16 protein-coding genes and 1 tRNA gene are annotated in these 20,648 nt (G+C 67.2%); 7 read left to right on the top strand and 10 right to left on the bottom strand.

The features are described 5' to 3' along the window. Positions 1 to 252: 252 nt before the first annotated feature. From NMD1_RS19580 to NMD1_RS19595, 4 genes are all read right to left on the bottom strand, one after another. Positions 253 to 1,863: an NAD(P)/FAD-dependent oxidoreductase gene (locus NMD1_RS19580; RefSeq protein ID WP_125956684.1), complete on the bottom strand. Its 1,611-nt coding sequence runs from the start codon at positions 1,861 to 1,863 to the stop codon at positions 253 to 255. 139 nt (positions 1,864 to 2,002) lie between these two features. Beyond that, positions 2,003 to 2,638 carry a TetR family transcriptional regulator C-terminal domain-containing protein gene (locus NMD1_RS19585; protein ID WP_158454022.1) on the bottom strand — a complete coding sequence of 212 codons (636 nt, stop codon included), beginning with the start codon at positions 2,636 to 2,638 and terminating at the stop codon, positions 2,003 to 2,005. A 46-nt stretch (positions 2,639 to 2,684) separates the two neighbouring features. Continuing rightward, on the bottom strand, positions 2,685 to 4,121 hold the full coding sequence (locus tag NMD1_RS19590; RefSeq protein WP_125956686.1) for an APC family permease: 1,437 nt from the start codon (positions 4,119 to 4,121) through the stop codon (positions 2,685 to 2,687). Continuing rightward, a complete protein-coding gene (locus NMD1_RS19595; RefSeq protein WP_158454023.1) occupies positions 4,121 to 5,734 on the bottom strand; it encodes an NAD(P)/FAD-dependent oxidoreductase in 1,614 nt (537 codons plus the stop codon). Before NMD1_RS19595 ends, NMD1_RS19590 begins: the two co-directional genes overlap by 1 nt. Before the next feature lie 121 nt (positions 5,735 to 5,855). On the opposite strand from NMD1_RS19595, the gene NMD1_RS19600 reads away from it, so the two are divergent. Genes NMD1_RS19600 through NMD1_RS19620 form a run of 5 tightly spaced genes read left to right on the top strand, consistent with a single transcriptional unit; the run spans position 5,856 to position 11,862 of the window. Further along, entirely contained in the window at positions 5,856 to 7,004 is a 1,149-nt protein-coding gene (locus tag NMD1_RS19600; protein ID WP_199558167.1) for an aromatic ring-hydroxylating dioxygenase subunit alpha, read from the top strand. Next, positions 7,001 to 8,260, top strand: coding sequence for a sarcosine oxidase subunit beta family protein (locus NMD1_RS19605; RefSeq protein ID WP_124808387.1), 1,260 nt, complete (start codon positions 7,001 to 7,003; stop codon positions 8,258 to 8,260). Before NMD1_RS19600 ends, NMD1_RS19605 begins: the two co-directional genes overlap by 4 nt. After that, a complete protein-coding gene (locus NMD1_RS19610; protein ID WP_124808386.1) occupies positions 8,260 to 8,541 on the top strand; it encodes a sarcosine oxidase subunit delta in 282 nt (93 codons plus the stop codon). Before NMD1_RS19605 ends, NMD1_RS19610 begins: the two co-directional genes overlap by 1 nt. Then, entirely contained in the window at positions 8,538 to 11,354 is a 2,817-nt protein-coding gene (locus NMD1_RS19615) for a 2Fe-2S iron-sulfur cluster-binding protein (RefSeq protein WP_125956692.1), read from the top strand. Before NMD1_RS19610 ends, NMD1_RS19615 begins: the two co-directional genes overlap by 4 nt. After that, positions 11,347 to 11,862 (top strand): hypothetical protein, encoded by a 516-nt coding sequence (locus NMD1_RS19620; RefSeq protein ID WP_125956694.1) that lies wholly within the window; start codon positions 11,347 to 11,349, stop codon positions 11,860 to 11,862. Before NMD1_RS19615 ends, NMD1_RS19620 begins: the two co-directional genes overlap by 8 nt. 46 nt (positions 11,863 to 11,908) lie before the next feature. On the opposite strand, the gene NMD1_RS19625 is transcribed toward NMD1_RS19620, so the two are convergent. From NMD1_RS19625 to NMD1_RS19650, 6 genes are all read right to left on the bottom strand, one after another. Beyond that, positions 11,909 to 14,323: a TonB-dependent receptor gene (locus NMD1_RS19625; RefSeq protein ID WP_125956696.1), complete on the bottom strand. Its 2,415-nt coding sequence runs from the start codon at positions 14,321 to 14,323 to the stop codon at positions 11,909 to 11,911. A 159-nt stretch (positions 14,324 to 14,482) separates the two neighbouring features. Next, the gene (locus tag NMD1_RS19630) at positions 14,483 to 14,968 is read right to left on the bottom strand and encodes a MarR family winged helix-turn-helix transcriptional regulator (protein WP_124808382.1); all 486 of its coding nucleotides are present in this window, start codon (positions 14,966 to 14,968) and stop codon (positions 14,483 to 14,485) included. A 95-nt stretch (positions 14,969 to 15,063) separates the two neighbouring features. Then, positions 15,064 to 16,143 carry a glycoside hydrolase family 76 protein gene (locus NMD1_RS19635; protein WP_233497840.1) on the bottom strand — a complete coding sequence of 360 codons (1,080 nt, stop codon included), beginning with the start codon at positions 16,141 to 16,143 and terminating at the stop codon, positions 15,064 to 15,066. 15 nt (positions 16,144 to 16,158) lie between these two features. Next, positions 16,159 to 16,728 (bottom strand): GNAT family N-acetyltransferase, encoded by a 570-nt coding sequence (locus tag NMD1_RS19640; RefSeq protein ID WP_125956700.1) that lies wholly within the window; start codon positions 16,726 to 16,728, stop codon positions 16,159 to 16,161. Beyond that, entirely contained in the window at positions 16,715 to 17,887 is a 1,173-nt protein-coding gene (locus NMD1_RS19645) for an amino acid aminotransferase (protein WP_125956702.1), read from the bottom strand. The genes NMD1_RS19640 and NMD1_RS19645 overlap by 14 nt, the downstream gene beginning before the upstream one ends. A gap of 158 nt (positions 17,888 to 18,045) precedes the next feature. Beyond that, entirely contained in the window at positions 18,046 to 18,849 is an 804-nt protein-coding gene (locus NMD1_RS19650; RefSeq protein ID WP_125956704.1) for a DUF1134 domain-containing protein, read from the bottom strand. A 252-nt stretch (positions 18,850 to 19,101) separates the two neighbouring features. On the opposite strand from NMD1_RS19650, the gene NMD1_RS19655 reads away from it, so the two are divergent. Both NMD1_RS19655 and NMD1_RS19660 read left to right on the top strand, forming a co-directional pair. After that, positions 19,102 to 19,194, top strand: a tRNA-Ser gene (locus NMD1_RS19655). Positions 19,195 to 19,352: 158 nt separating this feature from the next. After that, complete coding sequence (locus NMD1_RS19660) at positions 19,353 to 20,639, top strand: integrase arm-type DNA-binding domain-containing protein (RefSeq protein ID WP_125956706.1); 1,287 nt, start codon at positions 19,353 to 19,355, stop codon at positions 20,637 to 20,639. The last annotated feature ends 9 nt before the right edge of the window (positions 20,640 to 20,648 follow it).

A 20,648-nucleotide genomic window follows, 5' to 3' on the forward strand; every position in this document is an offset into this window, starting at 1 on the left:
CAGACATCGGGCCTCAGCGGGTCTTTCGACAACGCTTGCCGCAGCGCCGCGATCGAGGGACCGACCTTCCCCTGCGCCGCCAGCGCCTCGCCCAGCACGGCCAGCGTCGCCGCGTGGCCCGGCACGACACGCAGGATTTCGGCTGCCTGGCGCGCGGCCAGCGACGGCGCGCGGCCGAGAAGCTCCCGGGCGTGGGCCAGGGCCTCCTCGACCGAGGGCGTCGTCGGCGCCGCGCTCACGCCGGCCGATGCCTCATGCCGCGCGGGTCAGGCGCCGCCACAGGCTTTTCTCGCCGAGAATCTCGCGCGCGGCGTTGTGGCCGGGCGCACCGGTCACCCCGCCGCCGGGATGGGTGCCGGCACCGCACAGATACAGGCCCTTGAGCGGCCCGCGATAGGCGCCGTTGCCCAGGAACGGGCGGGCCGACCACAGCTGATCGAGCGACATGTTGCCGTGCATGATATCCCCGCCCGTCAGGCCGAACTTGCGTTCGAGATCGAGCGGCGAATGAATCTGCCGCGCGAGGACCGATGCCTTGAAGCCCGGCGCCCAGCGTTCGACCGTATCGATGATAAGATCCGCCGCTTGCTCGCGCGCGTCGTCCCAGCTGCGGCCATCGGGCAGTTCGGGAGCGAATTGCTGGCAAAACAGGCTGGCGACATGCTGCCCCGGAGGCGCGAGACTGTCGTCCACGGTCGAGGGGATCAGCATTTCGACGATCGGCTCGCGCGCCATGCCGGTCAGCTTGGCGTCGATATAGGCGCGGTCCATGTAGTCCAGCGTCGGCGCGATGATGATGCCCGACTGGTGGTGCTCGCCCGGTTCCGGCAGGCAGGCGAAGCGCGGCAATTCCGACAGCGCCACGTTCATCCGGAAGGTGCCCGAACCGACCTTGAAGCCCTTCACACGGCGACGGAACTCAGGCTCGAGATCCTCGGACGCGATCAAGTGATCATAGAGCAGGCGCGGGCCGACGTTGGAGACCACCGCTCCGCCCATCACTTCGGCGCCGCCTTCCAGCTTCACGCCCACCGCGCGGCCGTTGTCGACCAGCACGCGCGCCACCGGCGCTTCCAGCGTGATCTCGACGCCGGCTTCCTCGCACGCCGCGCGCATCGCCTGCGTGATCGCGCCCATGCCGCCGATGGCGTGGCCCCAGGCCCCCTTCTTGCCGTTCACCTCGCCGAAGACGTGGTGCAGCAGGACATAGGCGGAACCGGGCGTATCCGGGCTGGCGAAGTTGCCGACCACCGCGTCGAAGCCGAACGCGGCCTTGACCGCTTCGCTTTCGAACCAGGAATCGAGGAACGTGCGCGCGGACTTGGTAAACAGGTCCAGCACGTCGCGCTGCTGCGACAGGCTGAGCTTGGCCAACCCACGGCCCTGCCGTGCCGCGGAAATCAGGGTGTGCAGCCCCTCGCCCATATTGGGCGGCGATTTCAGCGCGAGATCGCGCAGCACGTCGGCCACGGTATCGAGCGCTTCGTAATAGCCCGGCAGCGCATCGGCATCGTGCTTGGAAAAGCGGCGGAATTCCGCCTGGGTGCGCTCCAGCCCGCCGCCCAGCTTCAGGTAGCCGCCATCGGGCTGGGGCAGGAAGTTGGAGATCGGCCGCTCCACGATGCGCAGGCCGCGTTCGGCCAGCCGCATGTCGGCAATGACCTTGGGCTGCAGCAGGCTGACGGTGTAGCTCGCCACAGAGTTGCGGAAGCCGGGATGGAACTCCTCGGTCACGGCCGCGCCGCCCACGATCGGGCGGCGTTCCAGCACGCGCACCGATTTGCCCGCACGGGCCAGATAGTAGGCGCAAACAAGGCCATTGTGGCCGCCGCCGATGATTACGGCGTCATACTGCTTGGTCATAGTGCGGCTCCATAAGCGAGGCCCCATACCACATCAGGGCCTGCGTTCCCCAACAGCGGCGCGCCGGCTATTCCGACACGCCCCGCATCTTGTTGTACATTCGTACAACAACGTTTCCGGCAACGCAAGCAGGCATCTTTCACGCGCAAAAAAGGCGTTTGGCCGTCACCTCGCACAGCGCGATGCAGCGATCTTTGGGGGTGCGCTCCTCCGACAGATAGAATTCGATCCACAGGCCATCGAGCACGGCCGAAAGGACCGCGATCGAATCGACGATGGGCACGGCCTGTCCGGCCCCCGGCAATTGCCGGACGATTCGCTCCATTAGCGCGCGCTGGCGGGCGTTGAAGCGGGCGCTGACGATGGCGAAGTCCTCGCGCCCGCGCGCGAGTTGCCAGAACGCCATCCACGCGCCGATCACGTCCGCGCTGGCCCATTCCTTCGAGAAAGCGGCCTGAAAAAAGCGCGAGAGCGCGGCCCACGGGGTCGTCCCGATCTCCCCCACCTGTTCCTCCAGATGGGTGATAAGCTGATCGCACAGCAGTTCGTAGGTCTCGAACAGGAGATTGTCGGGCTTCTGGAAATAGTGCCGCAGCAAGCCGTGCGAAACGCCCGCCTGCCGGCAGATTTCGCGCCCGGTCGCGCCGCGCGGACCCAGCCGCGCAAGGCAGCTTACGGTAATCGCCAACAGGTCCTGCCGCCGCACGGTGGGTGGCTGACGCTTCGCGCGCGGCTTGCGCGGCGGACGTTCGGCAATGGCGGCGGCTTCGGTCATTCTGGTCCCCGGACGGCGGAGGCTGGATACCCCCGGCACGATCGCTTCAGGAGATAGGCGCATCGACCGCATCGGGGAAGCCTTCCGCACGGCGGGCGCTGCGCTTGCCGAGGCCGTAGATCAGCGCGCCCGTGCCCAGGAGAACCGCCGTCATGCCCGCGATCTTGATCACCGCCAGCAGCTTGTCGGGCTCGTCCGGTGCCGGAAAGGCGGCCAGCACCAGCGCGACCAGCGTGGTGGCAAGGCCGATGGAGGCCACCGCGATCGAGGTCGCCTTGCCACCGGGCAGGCGCGTCACCTCGGGACCGGCCGGTTCGCGCTGCAGCCGGATCACCGAGAGGAACACGCCCATGAACGGCAGGAACGCGGCGATGATGCCCATGCTGACCAGCACGTCGTAAGCGCCCTTCACGCCCGTTCCCGCCTGCCCCAGAATACAGAACACCGCCCCCAGCCCGCCTTGCAGCAACAGCGCCACGTAAGGCGTGCCCCAGCGCGGGTGAACGCGGGCGAAGACGGGGGGCAGCATCCGGTCGATGCCCACCGCGAAGGGAATGCGCGCGCAGGCGGAAAGGAAGCCGCTGGCCGCCCCCAGATTGCCGATGGTAATGAGCAGCGCCAGCGGCACGACAATCCAGCCCACGCCCAGCCGCTCTGCCCCCGCCGCGCCAGCCTGCACCAGCCCTTGCAGGCTGCTGACCTGGCCCGCCGGCATCAGCACCAGCACCGCGACGGTGCCGAGGATGTAGCAGCCGACGATCACCAGCCCGGCGATCGGCAGCGCGCGCGGGATCGTGCGGCGCGGGTCCTTGATCTCGCCGCTCATGAACGAGGCGGTTTCCGCGCCCGACAAAGCGAAGGCAATCGCCGCCCAGAAGATCATGTGCTGCACGTCGAACGTCGGCACCAGAGAGGCAGCGGGAAACGATGTCACCGGGCCGAAGCGCCAGCCCACCACTGCGGCGAGGCCGATCACCATCAGCACCGGCAGCCACATGCCGATCGCCCCCATGTTGTGCAGCCACTTGCCGAATTTCAGGCCCACGATGTTGAGCCAGGTGATGAACGCCAGCGCGATCAGCGAGAAGCCGACGAAGAACAGGGGGCTGTTGTGCAAGTGCAGCAGCCGGTCACCCCCGATATAGAGCGCGTTGCCGGCATCGAAATAGAACACGCTGGGGAAGTAGGGCAGGTTCGAGGTGAAGTAGCTCCAGCCCGCCATGAAGCCGGCGAACGGACCGAACGCCTGCCGGGTCCAGACATAGAGCCCGCCTTCTTGCGGATAGCGTGAGGAAAGCTCCACCACCGCCATGACCAGCGGGAAATAGAAGCCCAGCAACGCGCCCAGCCACACCACGATGGAGCTTGGCCCCATCGCCGCCGCCGTGGCGATCCAGCGCAGGCTGACGCCGGTAACGATATAGAACAGCGCGAGGTCCGCGACACCCATCACCTTGGGTGGGTTGTGCGCGCCGCCCGCCATCAGCGTTGGCGCCGCCGCTTGCGGTCCCGCAGGACCTGCATCGCCGCGTTGTGCCCCGGCGCCCCGGTCACCCCGCCGCCGGGATGCGCGCCGGCCCCGCAGAGGTAAAGCCCGTCCACCGGCGTCCGGTATTGCGACCAGCGCGGCACCGGACGCATCGAGAAGAGCGCGCCGGGATGCAGATCGCCGTGGAAGATATTGCCTTCGGTCAGGCCATAGGTCCGCTCGAGGTCAAGCGGGGTGAGCACGGTGCGGCCGATGATCTTCTCGGGCAGATCGGGCATGTGCCGGGTGATCTGGCGGATGATCGAATCCGCGAAGGCCTCGCGATGATCGTCCCACGTCCCTTCGCGCAGCTTGTAGGGCACGAACTGGATAAAGCAGGTCATCATGTGGTGGCCCGGCGGGCACAGGCTGTCGTCGACCAGACTGGGGATCACGCAATCGATCCACAGGTGTTCGGGAATGTCGCCGAAGCGGGCGATGTCGGCGCAGCGCTGCGCGCCTTCCAGCGTCGGCGCGATCGACAGCAGCGACCGTTCCAGCGGCGAGGCATCGGGGGCGCGGCCGATCACGGTCGGCTCCCCCGAAAGCGCCAGGTTGAGCTTGGCCGCCGGGCCGCCCATCTTGATCGCGGCAATGTCGGCGCGGAAATCCGCCGGCAGGTGTGCGGCATCGACCAGGCCCAGGAACGTGCGCTTGGGATCGGCGTTCGACAGCACCACATCGGCCCGGAAGGAGCGGCCGTCCGCCAGCGTCACGCCCGTCGCGCGGCCCTGTTCGACGTCGATCCGGGCGACCGGCGCATCGGTCAGGATGTCCGCGCCGAAGCCGCGCGCCGCCGCCGCGATGGCGCCGGTGATCGCGCCCATGCCGCCCATGACGTGCCCGTTGAAGCCCTGCACACTGTGATCGCCGCCTGACAGCAGGTGGAACAGCATCCCCACGGCCGAACCCGGCTCGTAAGGGCCGCCGTGCTTGCCATAGACGCTGTTGGCCAGGATCATCCGCTTGGTCTCCTCCGCCTCGAAATGGCGGTCGAGGAAATCGCCGAGCGATCCGGTGAGGAAAGTGACCATCTCCCCCATCTCGACGCCGTTGATCTTGCGGAAGCGCCGGGCCAGACGCAAGCCTTCGCGCAGCTTGTCCAGCCCCTTGGCCGCCAGATCCGGCGGCGGTTCGAGAAAGAACGGTTGAAGATAGGCGGCCAATGCCTTGAGTTTGCGGTCAACTTCCAGAAACGCCGCGCCGTCGCTGGCAGAAAAGCGAGCGATTTCCCGCGCCGTGCGTTCGGGGTCGGCCCACCAGCGGATGATCTGACCATCGCCCAGCGGCACCGTCAGGATCGGATCGCAGGCGACCATGCGCAGGCCATGCGATCCCAGATCGAGATCGCGGATGACCGTGGGCATCAGCATCGAGGCGATGTAGGAGGTGAACGACACGCGGTGGCCGGGAATCACCTCCTCGGTCACGCAGGCGCCGCCGACGATCGGCCGCCGTTCCACCACCAGCACCGACCGCCCGGCTCGCGCGAGATAGGCGGCCGCGGTCAGTCCGTTATGGCCGCCGCCCACGACGATGGCATCGTATATCCGGTCCTGCGTGGCCATGTGCGTTGCGCCCCTTGGTGCGTTGCGTCGGCACCCTTCCCGCGATGCCATCGACACATGGCTTGCCCGAAAGAATTTTATGAGGCAAGTGTCTAATAACGACAGCGGGGAATCGACGATCATGAGCCAGCCGCAGGGGGACGCCACGATGGAACGCTCGCTCGACAGCGCCGCCTATCTCACGCCCGAAGCCTTCGCCCTGGACAAGGAGACGATCTTCGCGCGCGAATGGTTCTGCGCCGCGCGCGAGGAAGACCTGCCCGAAGCCGGATCGCACCTCGTACTCGACGTGGCGGGCGAGAACATCCTGCTGGTGCGCGGCCGCGATGGCGCGCTTCACGCGCACTACAACGTCTGTCGGCATCGTGGCGCGCGGCTGTGCGATGCGGGGAACGATGCGCGCTGGGGCGTGACGCTCGACGCCGGGGTGATCGCGCGCAACATGATCCGCTGCCCCTATCACGGCTGGTCCTATGGGCTGGACGGCCGGCTGCTGGCCGCACCGCATCTTCAGGACGCGCCCGGCTTCAACAAGGCGGACTACGCGCTCTATCCCGTGGGTGTTTCCACGTGGGGCGGCTTCGTGTTCGTGAACCTGAAGCCGGACACCGCGCCGGATTTCGCGGCCGGCGTTGTCACCGCATCGCGCCGGCTGGCCAACTATCCGCTGGCGGACCTGCGCACCGGCCACACCATTCGTTACGAGGTGGCCGCGAACTGGAAGATCGTGCTCGAGAACTACAACGAGTGCTACCATTGCCCGGCCGTCCACCCCGAACTGTGCGACGTGGTGCCGGCGTTCCGCGAACGCGGCGGCATCGATCTGGACTGGGAAGCGGGCATCCCGCACCGCCCGGGCGCGGTCACCTATACCGCCAGCGGCACCACCACGCGCGCGCCCTTCCCCGGCCTTTCGGAAGAAGAGCAGGTCCGCCACAAGGGGGAACTGCTCTACCCCAACGTGATGCTCAGCGTTTCGATGGACCATGCCGCCGCCTTCGTGCTCTGGCCCGTCGCAGCCGATCGGACCGTGATCGAATGCCGCTTCCTGTTCCATCCCGACGAGATGGCGCGTGCCGGTTTCGATCCCTCCGACGCGGTCGATTTCTGGGATCTGGTCAACCGGCAGGATTGGGCGGTGTGTGAGCGCGTCCAGTCCGGCATTGCCGCCGGGGTCCACACGCACGGCTACTATTCGCCGATCGAGGACTACAGCCTCGACATCCGCCGCTATGTCGCCGATCGCCAGGGCGGGCACCGGCCCGGATGAAAGGCCGCTATTCGGCCCTCGCGATCGCGCGCCACGCGCTGACCGGCAACCGGCACTGGCCGGAAGCCTGGCGCTCGCCCGAACCGCGCGCGGCCTATGACGTGGTGATCGTGGGCGGCGGGGGCCACGGGCTGGCCACCGCCTATTACCTGGCCAAACAGCACGGCATCACCAACGTGGCCGTGCTGGAAGCGGGCTGGATCGGCGGCGGCAATACCGGCCGCAACACCACGATCGTCCGTTCGGATTACTACTATCCCGAAAGCGCGGCCTTCTTCGACCACTCGGTCAGCCTCTACGAGGGCCTTTCGCGCGAGCTGAACTTCAACATCATGTTCAGCCAGCGCGGGCAGCTGGTGGTCGCGCACAGCCGGCACGAACTGGATTTCCAGCGCCGGCTGGTCAACGCCATGGCGCTGAACGGCGTGGACATGCGGATGCTCTCGCGCGAGGAATGCTATGCGCGCTGCCCGATCCTCAACACCCGGCCGGATGCGCGCTATCCCATCCTGGGCGGAATGTGGCAGGGCCGCGCGGGCACCGTGCGGCATGATGCGGTGGTCTGGGGCTATGCCCGCGCCGCCGACCGGCTGGGCGTCGATATCATCCAGCAGTGCGCGGTCACCGGCATCCGCCGCGATCCCGTCAGCGGCGCGGTGACCGGCGTGGAAACCACGCGCGGTCTGATCGGCGCGGGGCGCGTGGGCGTCGCCGTCGCCGGGCATTCCAGCGTGCTGGCCGACATGGCGGGCTTCCGCCTGCCGCTGCGCAGCTATGCCCTGCAGGCGTTCGTGTCGGAGCCGTTGAAACCGGTGCTGCATACCATCGCCTCGTCCAACGTGCTGGGGGTCTATGTCAGCCAGTCCGACAAGGGCGGGCTGGTGATCGGCGGCAACGCCGATGCCTATGCCTCCTATGCCCAGCGCGGCAACCTGCCGACGATGGAAGCGGCGCTGGCCTCGCTGATCGAGCTGATCCCGTCGTTCAGCCGCGTGCGGCTGCTGCGCCAATGGGCCGGCATCGTCGATTACGCCTATGACAGTTCGCCGGTGCTGGGCAAAAGCCCGGTGCCGGGCCTGTTCCTGAACAGCGGCTGGGGCGGTGGCGGGTTCAAGGCCATTCCCGCAAGCGGCGAGACGTTCGCCCACACCGTCGCCACCGGCGATCCGCACCCGTTGATCCGCGCCTTCTCGCTCGACCGCTTCCGCGATCTCGCGCTCGTCGACGAAGCCGCCGCCGCCGGGATCGCCCACTGATGCTGCGGATCGATTGCCCCTGGTGCGGCCCGCGCGACGAGGACGAGTTCGTCAACGGTGGCGATGCCCATATCGACCGGCCCGAACCGCCCGAGCAGGTCTCGCCCGAGGACTGGGCGGCCTATCTGTTCTTCCACACCAACCCCAAGGGCGTGCTGGCCGAACGCTGGGTCCACAGCTTCGGCTGCCGGCGCTGGTTCCACGCGCTGCGCGACACGGTGAGCCACCGCATTCTCGCCACCTATCGCCCCGATGCGCCCCGGCCGGACGGCGTGGCATGAGCGGGTTCCGGCTTCCCCGGGGCGGCGACGGGATCGACCGCAGCCAGCCGCTGACCTTCCGCTACAACGGGCGCACGCTGCAGGGCTTTGCCGGCGATACGCTGGCCTCGGCGCTGCTTGCCAACGGCGTGTCGATCGTCGGGCGCGGCTTCAAGTACCATCGCCCGCGCGGCGTGATCGGCACGGGGTTTGCCGAAACCAATGCGCTGGTGCAGCTGGGCGAAGGCGCGGCGCTGACGCCCAACATGCCGGCCACGCTGGTCCCGCTGCGCGAAGGGCTGGTGGCGTCCAGCCCCACCGGCTGGCCCTCCACGCGCTTCGACCTGGGCCGGCTCAACGACCGGCTGGCCGCGCTGCTGAGCGCGGGATTCTACTACAAGACCTTCATCTGGCCGAACTGGCACTGGTTCGAACCGTTCATCCGCCGCGCGGCCGGCTTCGGCACCGCCCCGGCGCTGCCCGATCCGGACCGCTACGAAGCGCGCGAACGCCATGCGGACGTGCTGGTCATCGGTGGCGGGCCGGCGGGCCTCGCGGCCGCCGAAGCGGCCCATGCGGCGGGCGCCAAGGTCCTGCTGGTGGAAGCCGACACGCGCCTGTCCGGCCCCTTGCCGCCGGGCGTGGAGGCCCTCACCCGCACCACCGCGCTCGGCTATTACGACGCCAACTTCGTGACCGCCGTGGAAGAGATCGACACCGGCGCTTTGCGGCAGCGGCTGTGGAAGCTGCGCGCCGCGCAGGTGGTGATCGCGACCGGCGCATTCGAGCGGCCCATGCTGTTCGCCAACAACGATCTCCCCGGCGTGATGCTGGCGAGTGCGGTACAGACGTATATCGCGCGCTATGGCGTGGCGCCGGGCAAGGCCGTGCTGTTCGCGACCGCCGAGGACGCCGCCTATGCGGCGGCTTTCGCCGCGCAGGAGGCGGGCCTTGCCGTCCGGGCAATCGTCGATCTGCGTCCCGCGCCGCCGCTGGCAGAGCAGGCGCGCGCGCGCGGGATACCCGTCCATGCCGGCAGCCACGTGTGCGCCGCCCGGGGATGGTCGCGCGTGCGTGGCGCGGTGATCGATGGGCCGGACGGAGCGCAGCGGATCGGCTGCGACCTGATCGCCGTTTCAGGCGGGTGGTCGCCGGCGGTCCAGCTGTTCAGCCAGTCCGGCGGCCGCACGCGCCACGATCCCGCGCTGGGCGGCTTCGTGCCCGACAAGGCCGCGCAACCCACGCACGTCTGCGGCCTTGCCGCCGGCCTGCGCGATCTTGACGAAGCGGTGGCCAGCGGGCGCGCCAGATGGCTTGCCGCCGCGCGAGGGGACGCGCCCACCGCCCCCCTTCCCCTCGCCGGCCCGCCCGCGCCGCCCTTGCCGCCGGGCGACAACCCCAAGCGCGTGTTCGTGGATCTGCAGACCGACGTGACGCTGGCCGATCTCGAACAGGCCACGCGCGAGAACTATCGCTCGGTCGAACACGTCAAGCGTTACACCGTGTGGGGCATGGGCGTGGACCAGGGGCGGCTCAGCAGCACCAACGGCGTTGCCGCGCTGGCGCAGTTGCGGGGTGACGATCCGGCGGCGCTGGGCACCACGAAATACCGCCCGCCCTTCGCGCCGGTCGCCATCGCCGCGCTGGCCGCCGACCGCCCCAACGGCGCGCTGTTCCGCCCGTGGCAGCTCCTGCCGGCGCACGACTGGCATGTCGCGCAGGGGGCCGTATTCGAGGATTTCGGCCATTTGCGCCCGTCGCACTACCCCCCTGCCGGCGAAAGCATGGGAGCGGCGGCCCGGCGCGAGGCGCTGGCCGTGCGCGGCAACGTGGGCATCATGGACAGTTCCTCGTTCGGCAAGATCGAGCTGAAAGGGCCGGAGGCCGGCCGCTTCCTCGACCTGATCTCGCTCGGCCGCCCCAGCACGATTCCGGTCGGGCGCGCGCGCTACAACCTGCTGTGCGACGAGCTCGGCGTGCTACTCGACGATGGCGTGATCGCCCGCCTGGCCGACGATCACTTCCTGCTCAACGCCAGCAGCGGCCATGCCGCGCGCGTGCGCGGCTGGATCGAGGACTGGCACCAGTGCCAGTGGCCGCTCGATCTGGTGACGCGCGACGTGACCGAGGAATGGGCGGTGCTGACCGTCGCGGGGCCGAAGGCGCGCGACGTGGTGCGCGCGGCGGGCTGCGCCCTTCCCCCGGCCTCGGCCGATTTCCCGCACCTGTCCGTCGCCGAAGCCACGCTCGATGGCCACCGTGTCCGCATCCAGCGGGTCAGCTTCACCGGCGAACTCAGCTACGAGATCGCGATCGCCGCGCCACAGGCCGGAATGCTGGCCGACCGTCTGTGGGAAGCCGGGCAGGCGTTCGGCATGGTGCCGTTCGGTCTGGAGGCGCTCGACATCCTGCGCATCGAAAAGGGCTTCATCCACGTCGGCACGGATACCGACGGCGCGACGATCCCGGCCGACATCGGCTGGGGCAAGCCCGGCCAGCGCGAAGGCGATTACCTCGGCAAGCGTTCGCTGCTCCATCCGTCCGCCAGCAAGACCGGCCGCCGCCAACTTGTCGGCCTGGAGCCGCTGGAGCGGCAGGAACCGTTGCCCGTGGGCGCCCATGTCGTGGGCGGCTCGCCGCATCCCAGCCAGGGCTTCGTCACCAGCAGTTGCTTCAGCCCCACGCTGGACCGCGCAATCGCGCTGGGACTGCTCGCCGACGGGCGCCAGCGCCACGGGGAAATGGTCGATATCTGGTCGGAAGGGCGCGCTTTCCGGGCGCGCGTGGTGGCGCCGCGCTTCCTCGATCCCGAAGGAGCCCGGCTCCATGTCTGAACCGGTGGCCACGGAGGCCGTGCATTTTCACGTCGATAGTATGCCCGCTCTCGCCCGGCTTACGTTCGATCCGGACCGCGATTCCGCGCTGACGCGCGCGATCACCGCCGTGCTGGAAGCGCCGCTTCCCGCACCGACCGTGCCCGTTGCCACGCAAGCCGGCGGCGCCCTGCTGATCTGGCAAGGGCCGCATGACTTCCTGATCGAAACGCCCGGCGCGCTCCTGCCGGCGCTGGAACAGGCCGGGGCGGGCAAGTCCGCGCTGGTGGGCGACGCCGGCGCCGGGCTGGTCTCCTTCACGCTTTCGGGATCGGGTGTGGCCGCACGGCTCGACCATGACCGGCCCGGCTCCGGTCTGTGCTCGCGCGTGACGCGCTTCGCCGCGCTGCGCGTGACGGCGGTGTGGCGGGACGAAACCGTCCGCCTATATGTGGACCGCTCGCATGCTGCCTATGTCAGGCAATGGCTGCTGGACCGCTGGGATGCGGTGGAGATGCCGGCGAGTTAGCGACCGCCCCTCGACGGATCGAGAGAACGGCCGCCATCCCCCTCCGTCAGAAGTGGTGTCCGAACTTGATCCCGAACAGTTGCGGTTTCACCGGATAGACACGGTAGTAAGCCCCGCAGAACGACGGCGCGCAGGCCGTGTTGCGGCTCAGTTCCCCGCGCGCGTCGAAGGCGTTCTGGATGTATATCTGGAACGTCATGTCGCCCAGTTGCCCGCCCACCGCGAAATCCGCCGTGGTGAAGGCCGGCGTCGGCCCGACCGCCGCATATTCGGCATCGGTCAGGAACGTCCGCGAATTGCTCTGATGCAGCACCGATCCCTGTACGTAGGCGTCGATCGAACCCAGCCGGAAGTTGTAGCGCGCGGTGGCCGATCCCTTGAACTTCGGCTGGATCGGCAGGCGCGTGCCCCGCGCCGCCGCCGGCACAACGCCCGGCACGCACACGCTGTTGCCGGCCGCATCGAACTGGCAGAAGTCCGTGGTCAGCTTGGCATCGACATACGTCCCCGAACCGGAAAGCTGGAATCCGCCCATCCGCCAGTCGAAGTTGCCCTCGATCCCGTGCACGCGCGCGTCGCCGGCGTTGTAGATGTTGGTGACGCCCGCCTGCCCGACCGGACTGAGGCCGAACTGCAGCTTCTTCCACTTCTCGATGAACACGGCCCCGCCGATCGTCAGCTTGCGATCGAACCAGCTTGTCTTCCAGCCGATCTCGAAGTTGTCGAGCGTATCGGACTTGTAGGGCAGGATACCGGTCCTGCGGTTGAGGCCACCGGGGCGATAGCCCGTGGAATAGGTGGCATAGACCATCTTGTTCGGCGCGAACTTCCACGAAAGCGTGGCTTTGTGCGTCTCCCCGGAATCGACGAACTTGCCGTTGATGTTGGTACAGGGCCGGTCGGTTGAGGTCGTCGGCACGCAATTCGGATCTGCGGCATTGAAGGCAAAGCCCGAAAAGCCGATCTGCGTGTTCTTGGTGATGAAACCCCGGATGCCGACGTCGAGTGTCAGGTTGGGCACAATGTCCCACGCGACATCGGCAAAGGCGGCGTAATCTCGGTCCACGCGGTTGGTGCGCGTCCGGAACGTCGAATCCCCGAACCCCGGAATCGGCTTGGGATAAAAGAACCCGTCCTGCGGGATCTGCGAGATGCCGGGAATGATATAATCCGCCTCAATGTAGTCGGTCTGCCGTTCGAAGAACAGGCCGGCCGTCAACCGCAACGGCTCCTTGGCGGGAGAGGAAATGCGCAGTTCGTGCGTCATCTTGGTATAGCGATCGGCCAGTACCTGGTAGGTCGTGGGATCGAGGAAGCCGCCGTTCCCTGTCGGGAAATAAGTGTAATAGAAGCCGCCCTGATGCGAGCCGCCGTCATAGGCGACGGTGTAATAGCTGTAGTCGGTCTGGTTGCTGGTATGGCGTTCGAAATAGCCGCCGGCATAGGTCACGTCCCAGTCAGAGAGCTTGCCCTCGATGGTCAGCGCGGCCTGATACCAGCTATCCTTGTTGAGATCGGGCGTGAAATCGTGAACCTGCAGGTCGCCGGCACGCGGATCGTAGAGGAAGGCTCCGTGCGCGACCTGACGCTGATAGGTAATGCCCGGCATCACCGTCCAGTCATCGTCCAGATCAATCTTCAGCGCGGCTCGGCCGCCCCAGGTATCGACGTCGTTGAAGTCCTTCTTGACATACTTCGCGTTGTTGATGGTGACGTTGGTCGTCGGGTCATCATCGTTCAGAGTGTAGGTCCGCGTCGCCGGCGTGTTGTCGATATAGCCGCCGTCATGCTCGTAGAAGCCGACCAGACGGATCGCCGCACGCTCGCCCAGCGGGATGTTGACGAACGCTTCGGCGGTGCCGCCCACCGCGCCCTTGCCGAACTTGTTGAGATCAAGGTCATAACCGGCTGAAAACTTTGACGCATCGGGCTTATTGGTAATCAGGCGAAGCGTGCCTGAAAGCGAACTTGCGCCGTAAAGCGTGCCTTGCGGGCCGGACAACGCCTCGACCCGCTCGATGTCATAGACATGGAAATCGACGTTGTTGGCGATCGTGGTCAGCGGCACTTCATCGAGATAGAGACCGCTCGCCGGGGCGGAGCCGCCGTGCAGCCCGTCACCACCGCTGGTCACGCCACGGAAGTAGATCTGGCTCTGGCTGGGACCGAACGACTGGAAGCTGACGCTGGGAAGCAGCTTCGCGTAATCGTCGAAGCTCTGCACCTGGCGCTGGTCCAGCTCGGTATTGCCGAGCGCCTGGATGCTTATCGGCACGTCCTGCAGGCGTTCGCTGCGCTTGGTGGCCGTAACCACGATATCGACCGGCTGGTTGGGGTCCGCCGCCTGCTGCGCGTACGCAACCCCGCTTCCCGCCAGCCCTGTTCCCGCCAGCGCGGTCGACCCCAGCAAGGCCCCCGCGCGCCACCACAAACCCGAAACACGACCGTCGCTACGCCGCATGGCCAGCTCCCCATTGCCCTGTCGCAATCACGTTATGCTTATCGAATTTGTTGGGGAGGTTTTCATGCAATTAGACAATCGTCAAGCAATTATTCTCCAACTGTCTAGGATGATGCACGCGGATCACCCTAGACTCCGCGCCATCCGCCGGCCCGGCATTCATGCCTTGTCGAATTCGCCCAGCAAACGGTCTCCGATGCGGACGAGCAGGGCGTCCAGCGTGGCCCTTTCCTCCGTCGAAAGGTCTTCCAGAAGGTGTTCATGGAACGCGGTGCGCTTGCCCAGCACATCGCGATAGACCCGTTCGCCCTCCGCCGTCAGCGTCAGGATCGGCGCGCGCCCATCGCGGGGGTTATCCTTGCGCGCCACCAGCCCCAACTCTTCGAGCGCGCTCACCGCGCGGCTGACCTCCGCACGATCGACCCAGGCAAGCGTCGCGATATCGCGCACCGTGCCGCCGCCCGGCATCAAACCCAGCCGGGCAAGCACGCGCCATTGGGCATAGGACAGATCGGTCTGCTGCGAGAGGGTGCGGATCGTGACGCGATCCATGATCTTGGCCAGAAGACTGATACGGAACGTCGGAAAATCGAGCTGGTCGATCTTCCATCCGGTCAATCCGGCATCCTGACTGTCCTCGCTCATGCCATCTCCGCCGCATCGGTCCGCGAACACCGGCTGGCCTGACCGCCGGATCGAAGCGTCAGTGTGTTGCGAAGCGGTGACTTGTCAACGCGTTCTCAAAGGTGGGGGCCGCCGGGATCAGCGGAAGCGCCTGCCACCAGCAGGATGTTGAGGCCGGATACCTGCGACGCCGCACCGGCTGCCGACGCGGGATCGGACCAGTCGCTTCCGATCGCGCGCATGCCGGCGTCGCTGGCTTGCCATACGACTTCGGCATTGGCCTGGCTCCAGCGCAGCAGTTCCACATGGTCCGGGCCGGCCGGCATGTCGTCGAGCAGATGGCCCAGATGATAAGCGAACACGCCCTTGAACATGAAGCCGTCCGAACCGATCGAGGGAACCGGTTCGCGCAGAATGCCGCCGGGCGTGGAGAGCAGGCGCGTCGCCGTGAGGGCCGTTCGCACCGCGAGATCGCGATAGGCCGGATCGCCGGTGATCGTGGTCAGATCGGTCAGCCCACCGATCAGCACGCCCTGGTTGTAAGTGAAATAGGGTTGCCCGTTGTTGCGACAGGAGGCGTTCAGGCCATCATTGACCAGCCCGTCGCGTCCGATCATCGACGACTGGCTGATCCAGGACCAGATGCGCAAGGCCCACTCGCGATACGCCTGTTGTCCGGTCGCCAGATACAATTGCGTGGAGGCATAGAGCAGCAGTTCGTTGGTGATGGCGTTCTTGTACGATCGCGCGGGGTCCCACCATAGCCCGCCCTGGCAACGATCATCCCAATAGGTCGTGACGAGCCGGCGATAGGTATCGCTGGCATAGTCGAGCAACGCCGGATCGTGATCGCCGTTCCACGCGTGAACGCTGGCGATCACCGCCCACAGCGCATCATCGTTGAGCGCAAGGCCGGCCCTGTTGCGCACGGCGGCATCCACCCGCTCGCGCCACGCGCGATCGCCCGTGCGCCGTTCGTAATCGATCAGCGCGTCCACGATCACGAACCGCTGCCAGGGTTCGCTTGCGCCCCAGCCCGCGGGCTGGCCCCATTGCTGGTCCAGATAGGCCGCCACCGTTCGGGCACGCGCCGACCACGGCGCATCCTCCGCATGAAGCGGCACGGCACACCCCGCGCCAAGGGCCACGATGCCCAGGCGGATCGCGAGCGACCGCAGCCGGCGCCTGCCTTTCACGGCACGGCCGGGCATTCAGGCCAGCGGACCGCTGGCGAAGCTATCGCGGGTGATCTCGTAGATCACGTGCAGCACCATCGCGCCGCCGCGCTCGACCACGTCGGTCGCGTCCGTCAGCCGGCCGCCGATCGCCTCGCAGGCCTTGCGTGAGCGGATGTTGTCCGCACCGATATGGAATACCACGCGCTGCACGCCGGTGAAGGCCTGCGCCAGCATCAGCCGCTTCATCTCGCGATTGTACGCCCCGCCCCAGCATTTGCGCGCCAGAAAGGTCCAGCCGATCTCGACTTGCGAACGCGCCGCGTCCAGTCCCTGAAAGCGGGAGGAGCCGACGATCTCCCCGCTCGCCCGGTCCATAGCGACGAGCGTTCCGCCCTTCTCCACCGCATCGGCCATGAAGGCGCGAAACACCGGCTCCTGCCACCGGTCATGCGCCGGATGCACTTCCCAGATCAGCGGATCGGACGCGACGGCGTATAGCGCTTCGTAGTCTTCGGGCCGGTAGGGGCGCAGAAGGATGCGTTCCCCCTCCAGCACCGCCTGCCGGTCGAACAGCTCCGTCCCGGCCGGGTCAGGCCGCGACATCACCGAGCGCTTCGATGAACTTCTCGATATTGCCATTGGTCAGCCCGGCAATGTTGATGCGCCCGGAACCGGCCATGTACACGCCATGCTTTTCGCGGATGGCCAGGATCTGCTCGCCGTTGAGCGGCAGCATCGAGAACAGCCCGTGCTGCGTGCCGAGCGGCGCCATGTTGACCGTGCCGACCTGTTGCGCGGCGGCGAGGCGATCGCGCACCCAGCGCATCCGGTCGCGCATCTCGTCAAGTTCGGCGAGCCACAGCTTCGTCAGCTCGGCATCTTCCAGCACCAGCCGCACGGCGGCCGCGCCGTGATCCGGCGGCATCGACCAGCTTGCCCGCGCGATCGTCGCGCCGTTCGACATCGCCTTGGCCAGCGCATCGGCATCCGACGTCACCGCATAGAACGCGCCGACGCGATCGCGGTAAAGGCCGAAGTTCTTGTCGCAGCTGTAGGCCACCAGCGCTTCCGGCACCGTCGCCAGCACCTTGCGCAGACCATAGGCATCGGCCTCCATGCCCGCGCCAAGGCCCTGGTAGGCCAGATCAAGGATCGGCAGCACGCCCTGTGCCTGCAGCAGCGGCGCGATCTCGTCCCACTGCGCATCGGTATAGTCGACGCCGGTGGGGTTGTGGCAGCAACCGTGCAGCAGCACGGCGTCGCCCGGTTCCGCGTGTGCCAGCGCCGCCTTGAGCGCATCGAGATCGGCCGCGCCATCGGCGGTCATGTGCGGGAAAGTCTTCAGTTCTAGGCCGATCGCGTTCACGATCTGGGCGTGGTTGGGCCACGAAGGCGTGCCCATCCACAGGCGCTTGATGCCGGCGCGCTTGGCCACTTCCACCGCCAGCCGCACCGCGCCGGTGCCGCCGGGCGCCTGCATGCCTTCCACCCGCGCACGATCGAAGTCCGCGCCGAAAACATAGGGGATCAGCGCATGGACGAAGCCCATGTCGCCTTCAGGGCCGAGATAGGCCTTGGAATCCTGCGTATCGAGCAGCCGCTTCTCGGCGGCCTTGATCGCCGCGAAAACCGGAGTCGCGCCATCGGACGTGCGATAGACACCCACGCCCAGATCGATCTTGTCCGCGCGCGGATCGGCATTGTGCAGCTTGATCAGCGCAAGCAATGCATCGGCGGGCTGGGGAGCAAGATTTTCGAGCATGGGGTGTGTCCTGAAAGCTGCGGAAAACGCGGCGGCTCCATGCCGCCGCTATGCCTTCGGGGCAACCCCTGATTTGGCCTTTGGCCTGATTTGTCGACCAAAGAGGAGCCCGCCCGGCTCGCAGGCCGTTTCCGGTCAGGCGCCCCGCCGGACCCGCGTCAGAACGGCAGCCAGTTCTGCTTGTGCGAGAACTTCATGTAACCGGCGTTCACGCCCAGCCGCAGGCCAACGCCCATGCGCACCGGAATCAGCACCACATCGCCCCGGCGCAGATAGCTGACGTTGAACCCGCCGACGAGGTAAGCCTGCCCCTCGCCCGCGCCGAAGCGGTGATAGAGATCCTCGCTGTCGTACAGGTTGTAAACCAGCACGAACGTGTTGCCGGCATTGGCGCCGGCATCGAAGCCGATCGACGGACCTGTCCAGTAGACCGGCCGTTCGCCCTCCACCTTGTGGTGCAACGTGCCCGACCCGTACCGCAGGCCGACCACCAGCGCCCCGCCGGCCTCGCGTCCGGTAATGTACCCGTTGGGTTCGCCCTGCTTGCCCAGAATATCGCGGATCATCAGCGCCAGCCCCTTGGCGCCCTTGCCGAACACGCCTTCCGCTGCGCCGATAAGATCGTCTTCGTGATAGGTGTTGCCCGGCGCGGCCTGCGCGCTGGCCGGCGGCGGCACGGGCGCCGCGGTCGTCGTCGCGGGCAAAGACGGATCGGACGCCGGTGCCGGCACGGTGGACGGGGCTGGCAGGGCCGGCGTGGTGCCCACCTCTTGCCCGACGGGCGTGGCATAGGTTCCCGAAGACGGCGTGACCGGGGTGGCACGCGCCGCTGCGGTGCCGTGCGACAAATCGCCGTCGATCGCCGAATTGGGATCGATCGTCTGCACCTGCGCCACTGCGGCTTGCCCCGCGACAAGCGCCAGCCCGGCGGCGGCCTGCATAATCCGGCGGTAGATATTCATACGTCCATCCCGATCCTGTTTATGCCCGGCCCCCGGCCGCAGCCGCCACGGTCAACCTTCAAGCACAGAATCCAGTCGTCGCTCCGCGACAATGAACGGGCGATGAGTCGAGTCGGAAATACGCCGGACCGACGAAAACAGGCGACGGTTGCCGCTTTTCCACCTTCCGGTTCAGGAATTGCAGGCGGCCGCCGGTCCCCCCTTGCCGCCTTGGTGAACCGCCGCTATAGGCCGCCCTCGCCGCTGCGATCCGGAGACGTGGGTGAGTGGCTGAAACCAACGGTTTGCTAAACCGTCGTACTGGTAAATCCGGTACCGAGGGTTCGAATCCCTCCGTCTCCGCCACCCTATGATCTGCAAGGCTCCCCTAAAGTCCTATTTTCCTTGCGTTTTGGGCGTTTTGCGGTCAGTATTGTTCCTGATTTGTTTCGATCAATCCCGATGCATCCGCACCCATCCGGGGGCGTTTGTGGGGGCACTGAATCGCACATCCGGGGGCATCCATGCTCACAGAACTCGCCATCAAGAATGCCAAGGCCAGGGACAAGGATTACAAGCTCGCCGATTCCGAGGGCCTCTACCTCTATGTGACCAAGTCCGGCCATCGCAGCTGGCGCTTGAAGTACCGGTTTGCCGGCAAGGAACGGCGGCTCGTTCTGGGCAGCTACCCCGATCTGCCCCTGAAGGCGGCGCGTGACCGGAAGATCGAAGCACGCAAGATGCTGGCCGAAGGCCGCGATCCCGGGCTTGAGGCGCAAAAGGCCAAGGTCGAGCGCGCGGTGGCGGCCGGCAACACCTTCGAGGCGCTGGCGCGGGGCTGGTATGATCTACAGGAGAGCCGCTGGACGCGGGTCCATGCGGGCGATGTCATTGGCAGCCTCGAGAAGGAGGTGTTCCCCTGGATCGGCAAGCTACCCATCCGCGAGATCGATGAGCCGCTGGTGCTGTCGGTCTTGCGCAAGATCGAGCAGCGCGGCGCGATCGAGACCGCGCACCGGGTGCGCCAGCGGATCTCGGCGGTGTTTGTCCATGCGATCGCCGAGGGCGCAGCAGCCCGCGATCCGGCGGGCGTGGTGACCAAGGCGCTGAGGCCCGTGCCGCGCGCCCGCAAGCGCCCGGCGCTGGTCTCGCTCGAGGCCCTGCATGACATGATCCGCAAGACCGAGGCCGAGCCGGCCTCACCGCTGACCAAGCTTGCCTCGCGCTTCCTGGCGCTGACCGCCCAGCGCCCCGGGATGATTCGCGCGCTGCCCTGGACCGAGATCGAGCACGTGGACTGGACCAGCGAGGCGCCCTGCTCCGATGCGCTATGGCGGGTGCCTGCCACCCGGATGAAGCTGATGCTTGAGCTCAAGCACGACGAAGGCTTCGAGCACCTGGTGCCGCTGTCGGCCGAGGCCGTGGCCGTACTCCGCGCGGTGCGTGCGCTGACCGGACGCGGGCCGCTCGTGTTCCCCAGCAACCGCAATGCGCGGGTGCCGATGAGCGAGAACACACTGAGCTACTTCTACAACCGCTGCGGCTATCAGGGCCGCCACGTGCCGCATGGCTGGCGGGCCTCGTTCTCGACCATCATGAACGAATGGGCCGAGCGCGGCGGTACGCCGGGGGATCGCCATGTCATCGACCTGATGCTGGCGCATATCCCGGAGGGCATCTCGGGCTCGGAAGGCGCCTACAACCGCGCTGCCTACCTCACGCGGCGCCGGGAGATCGCGGAAGCGTGGGGCGCGATGCTGCTGGGGATCTTTCCGGCGCCAGCGAAGATGCTCGGCTGGCCCAGCCGTTAGGACGGACCT

Origin of the sequence: Novosphingobium sp. MD-1 (assembly GCF_001014975.1) — a bacterium.
In the GTDB taxonomy this organism is placed as follows: Bacteria; Pseudomonadota; Alphaproteobacteria; order Sphingomonadales; family Sphingomonadaceae; genus Novosphingobium.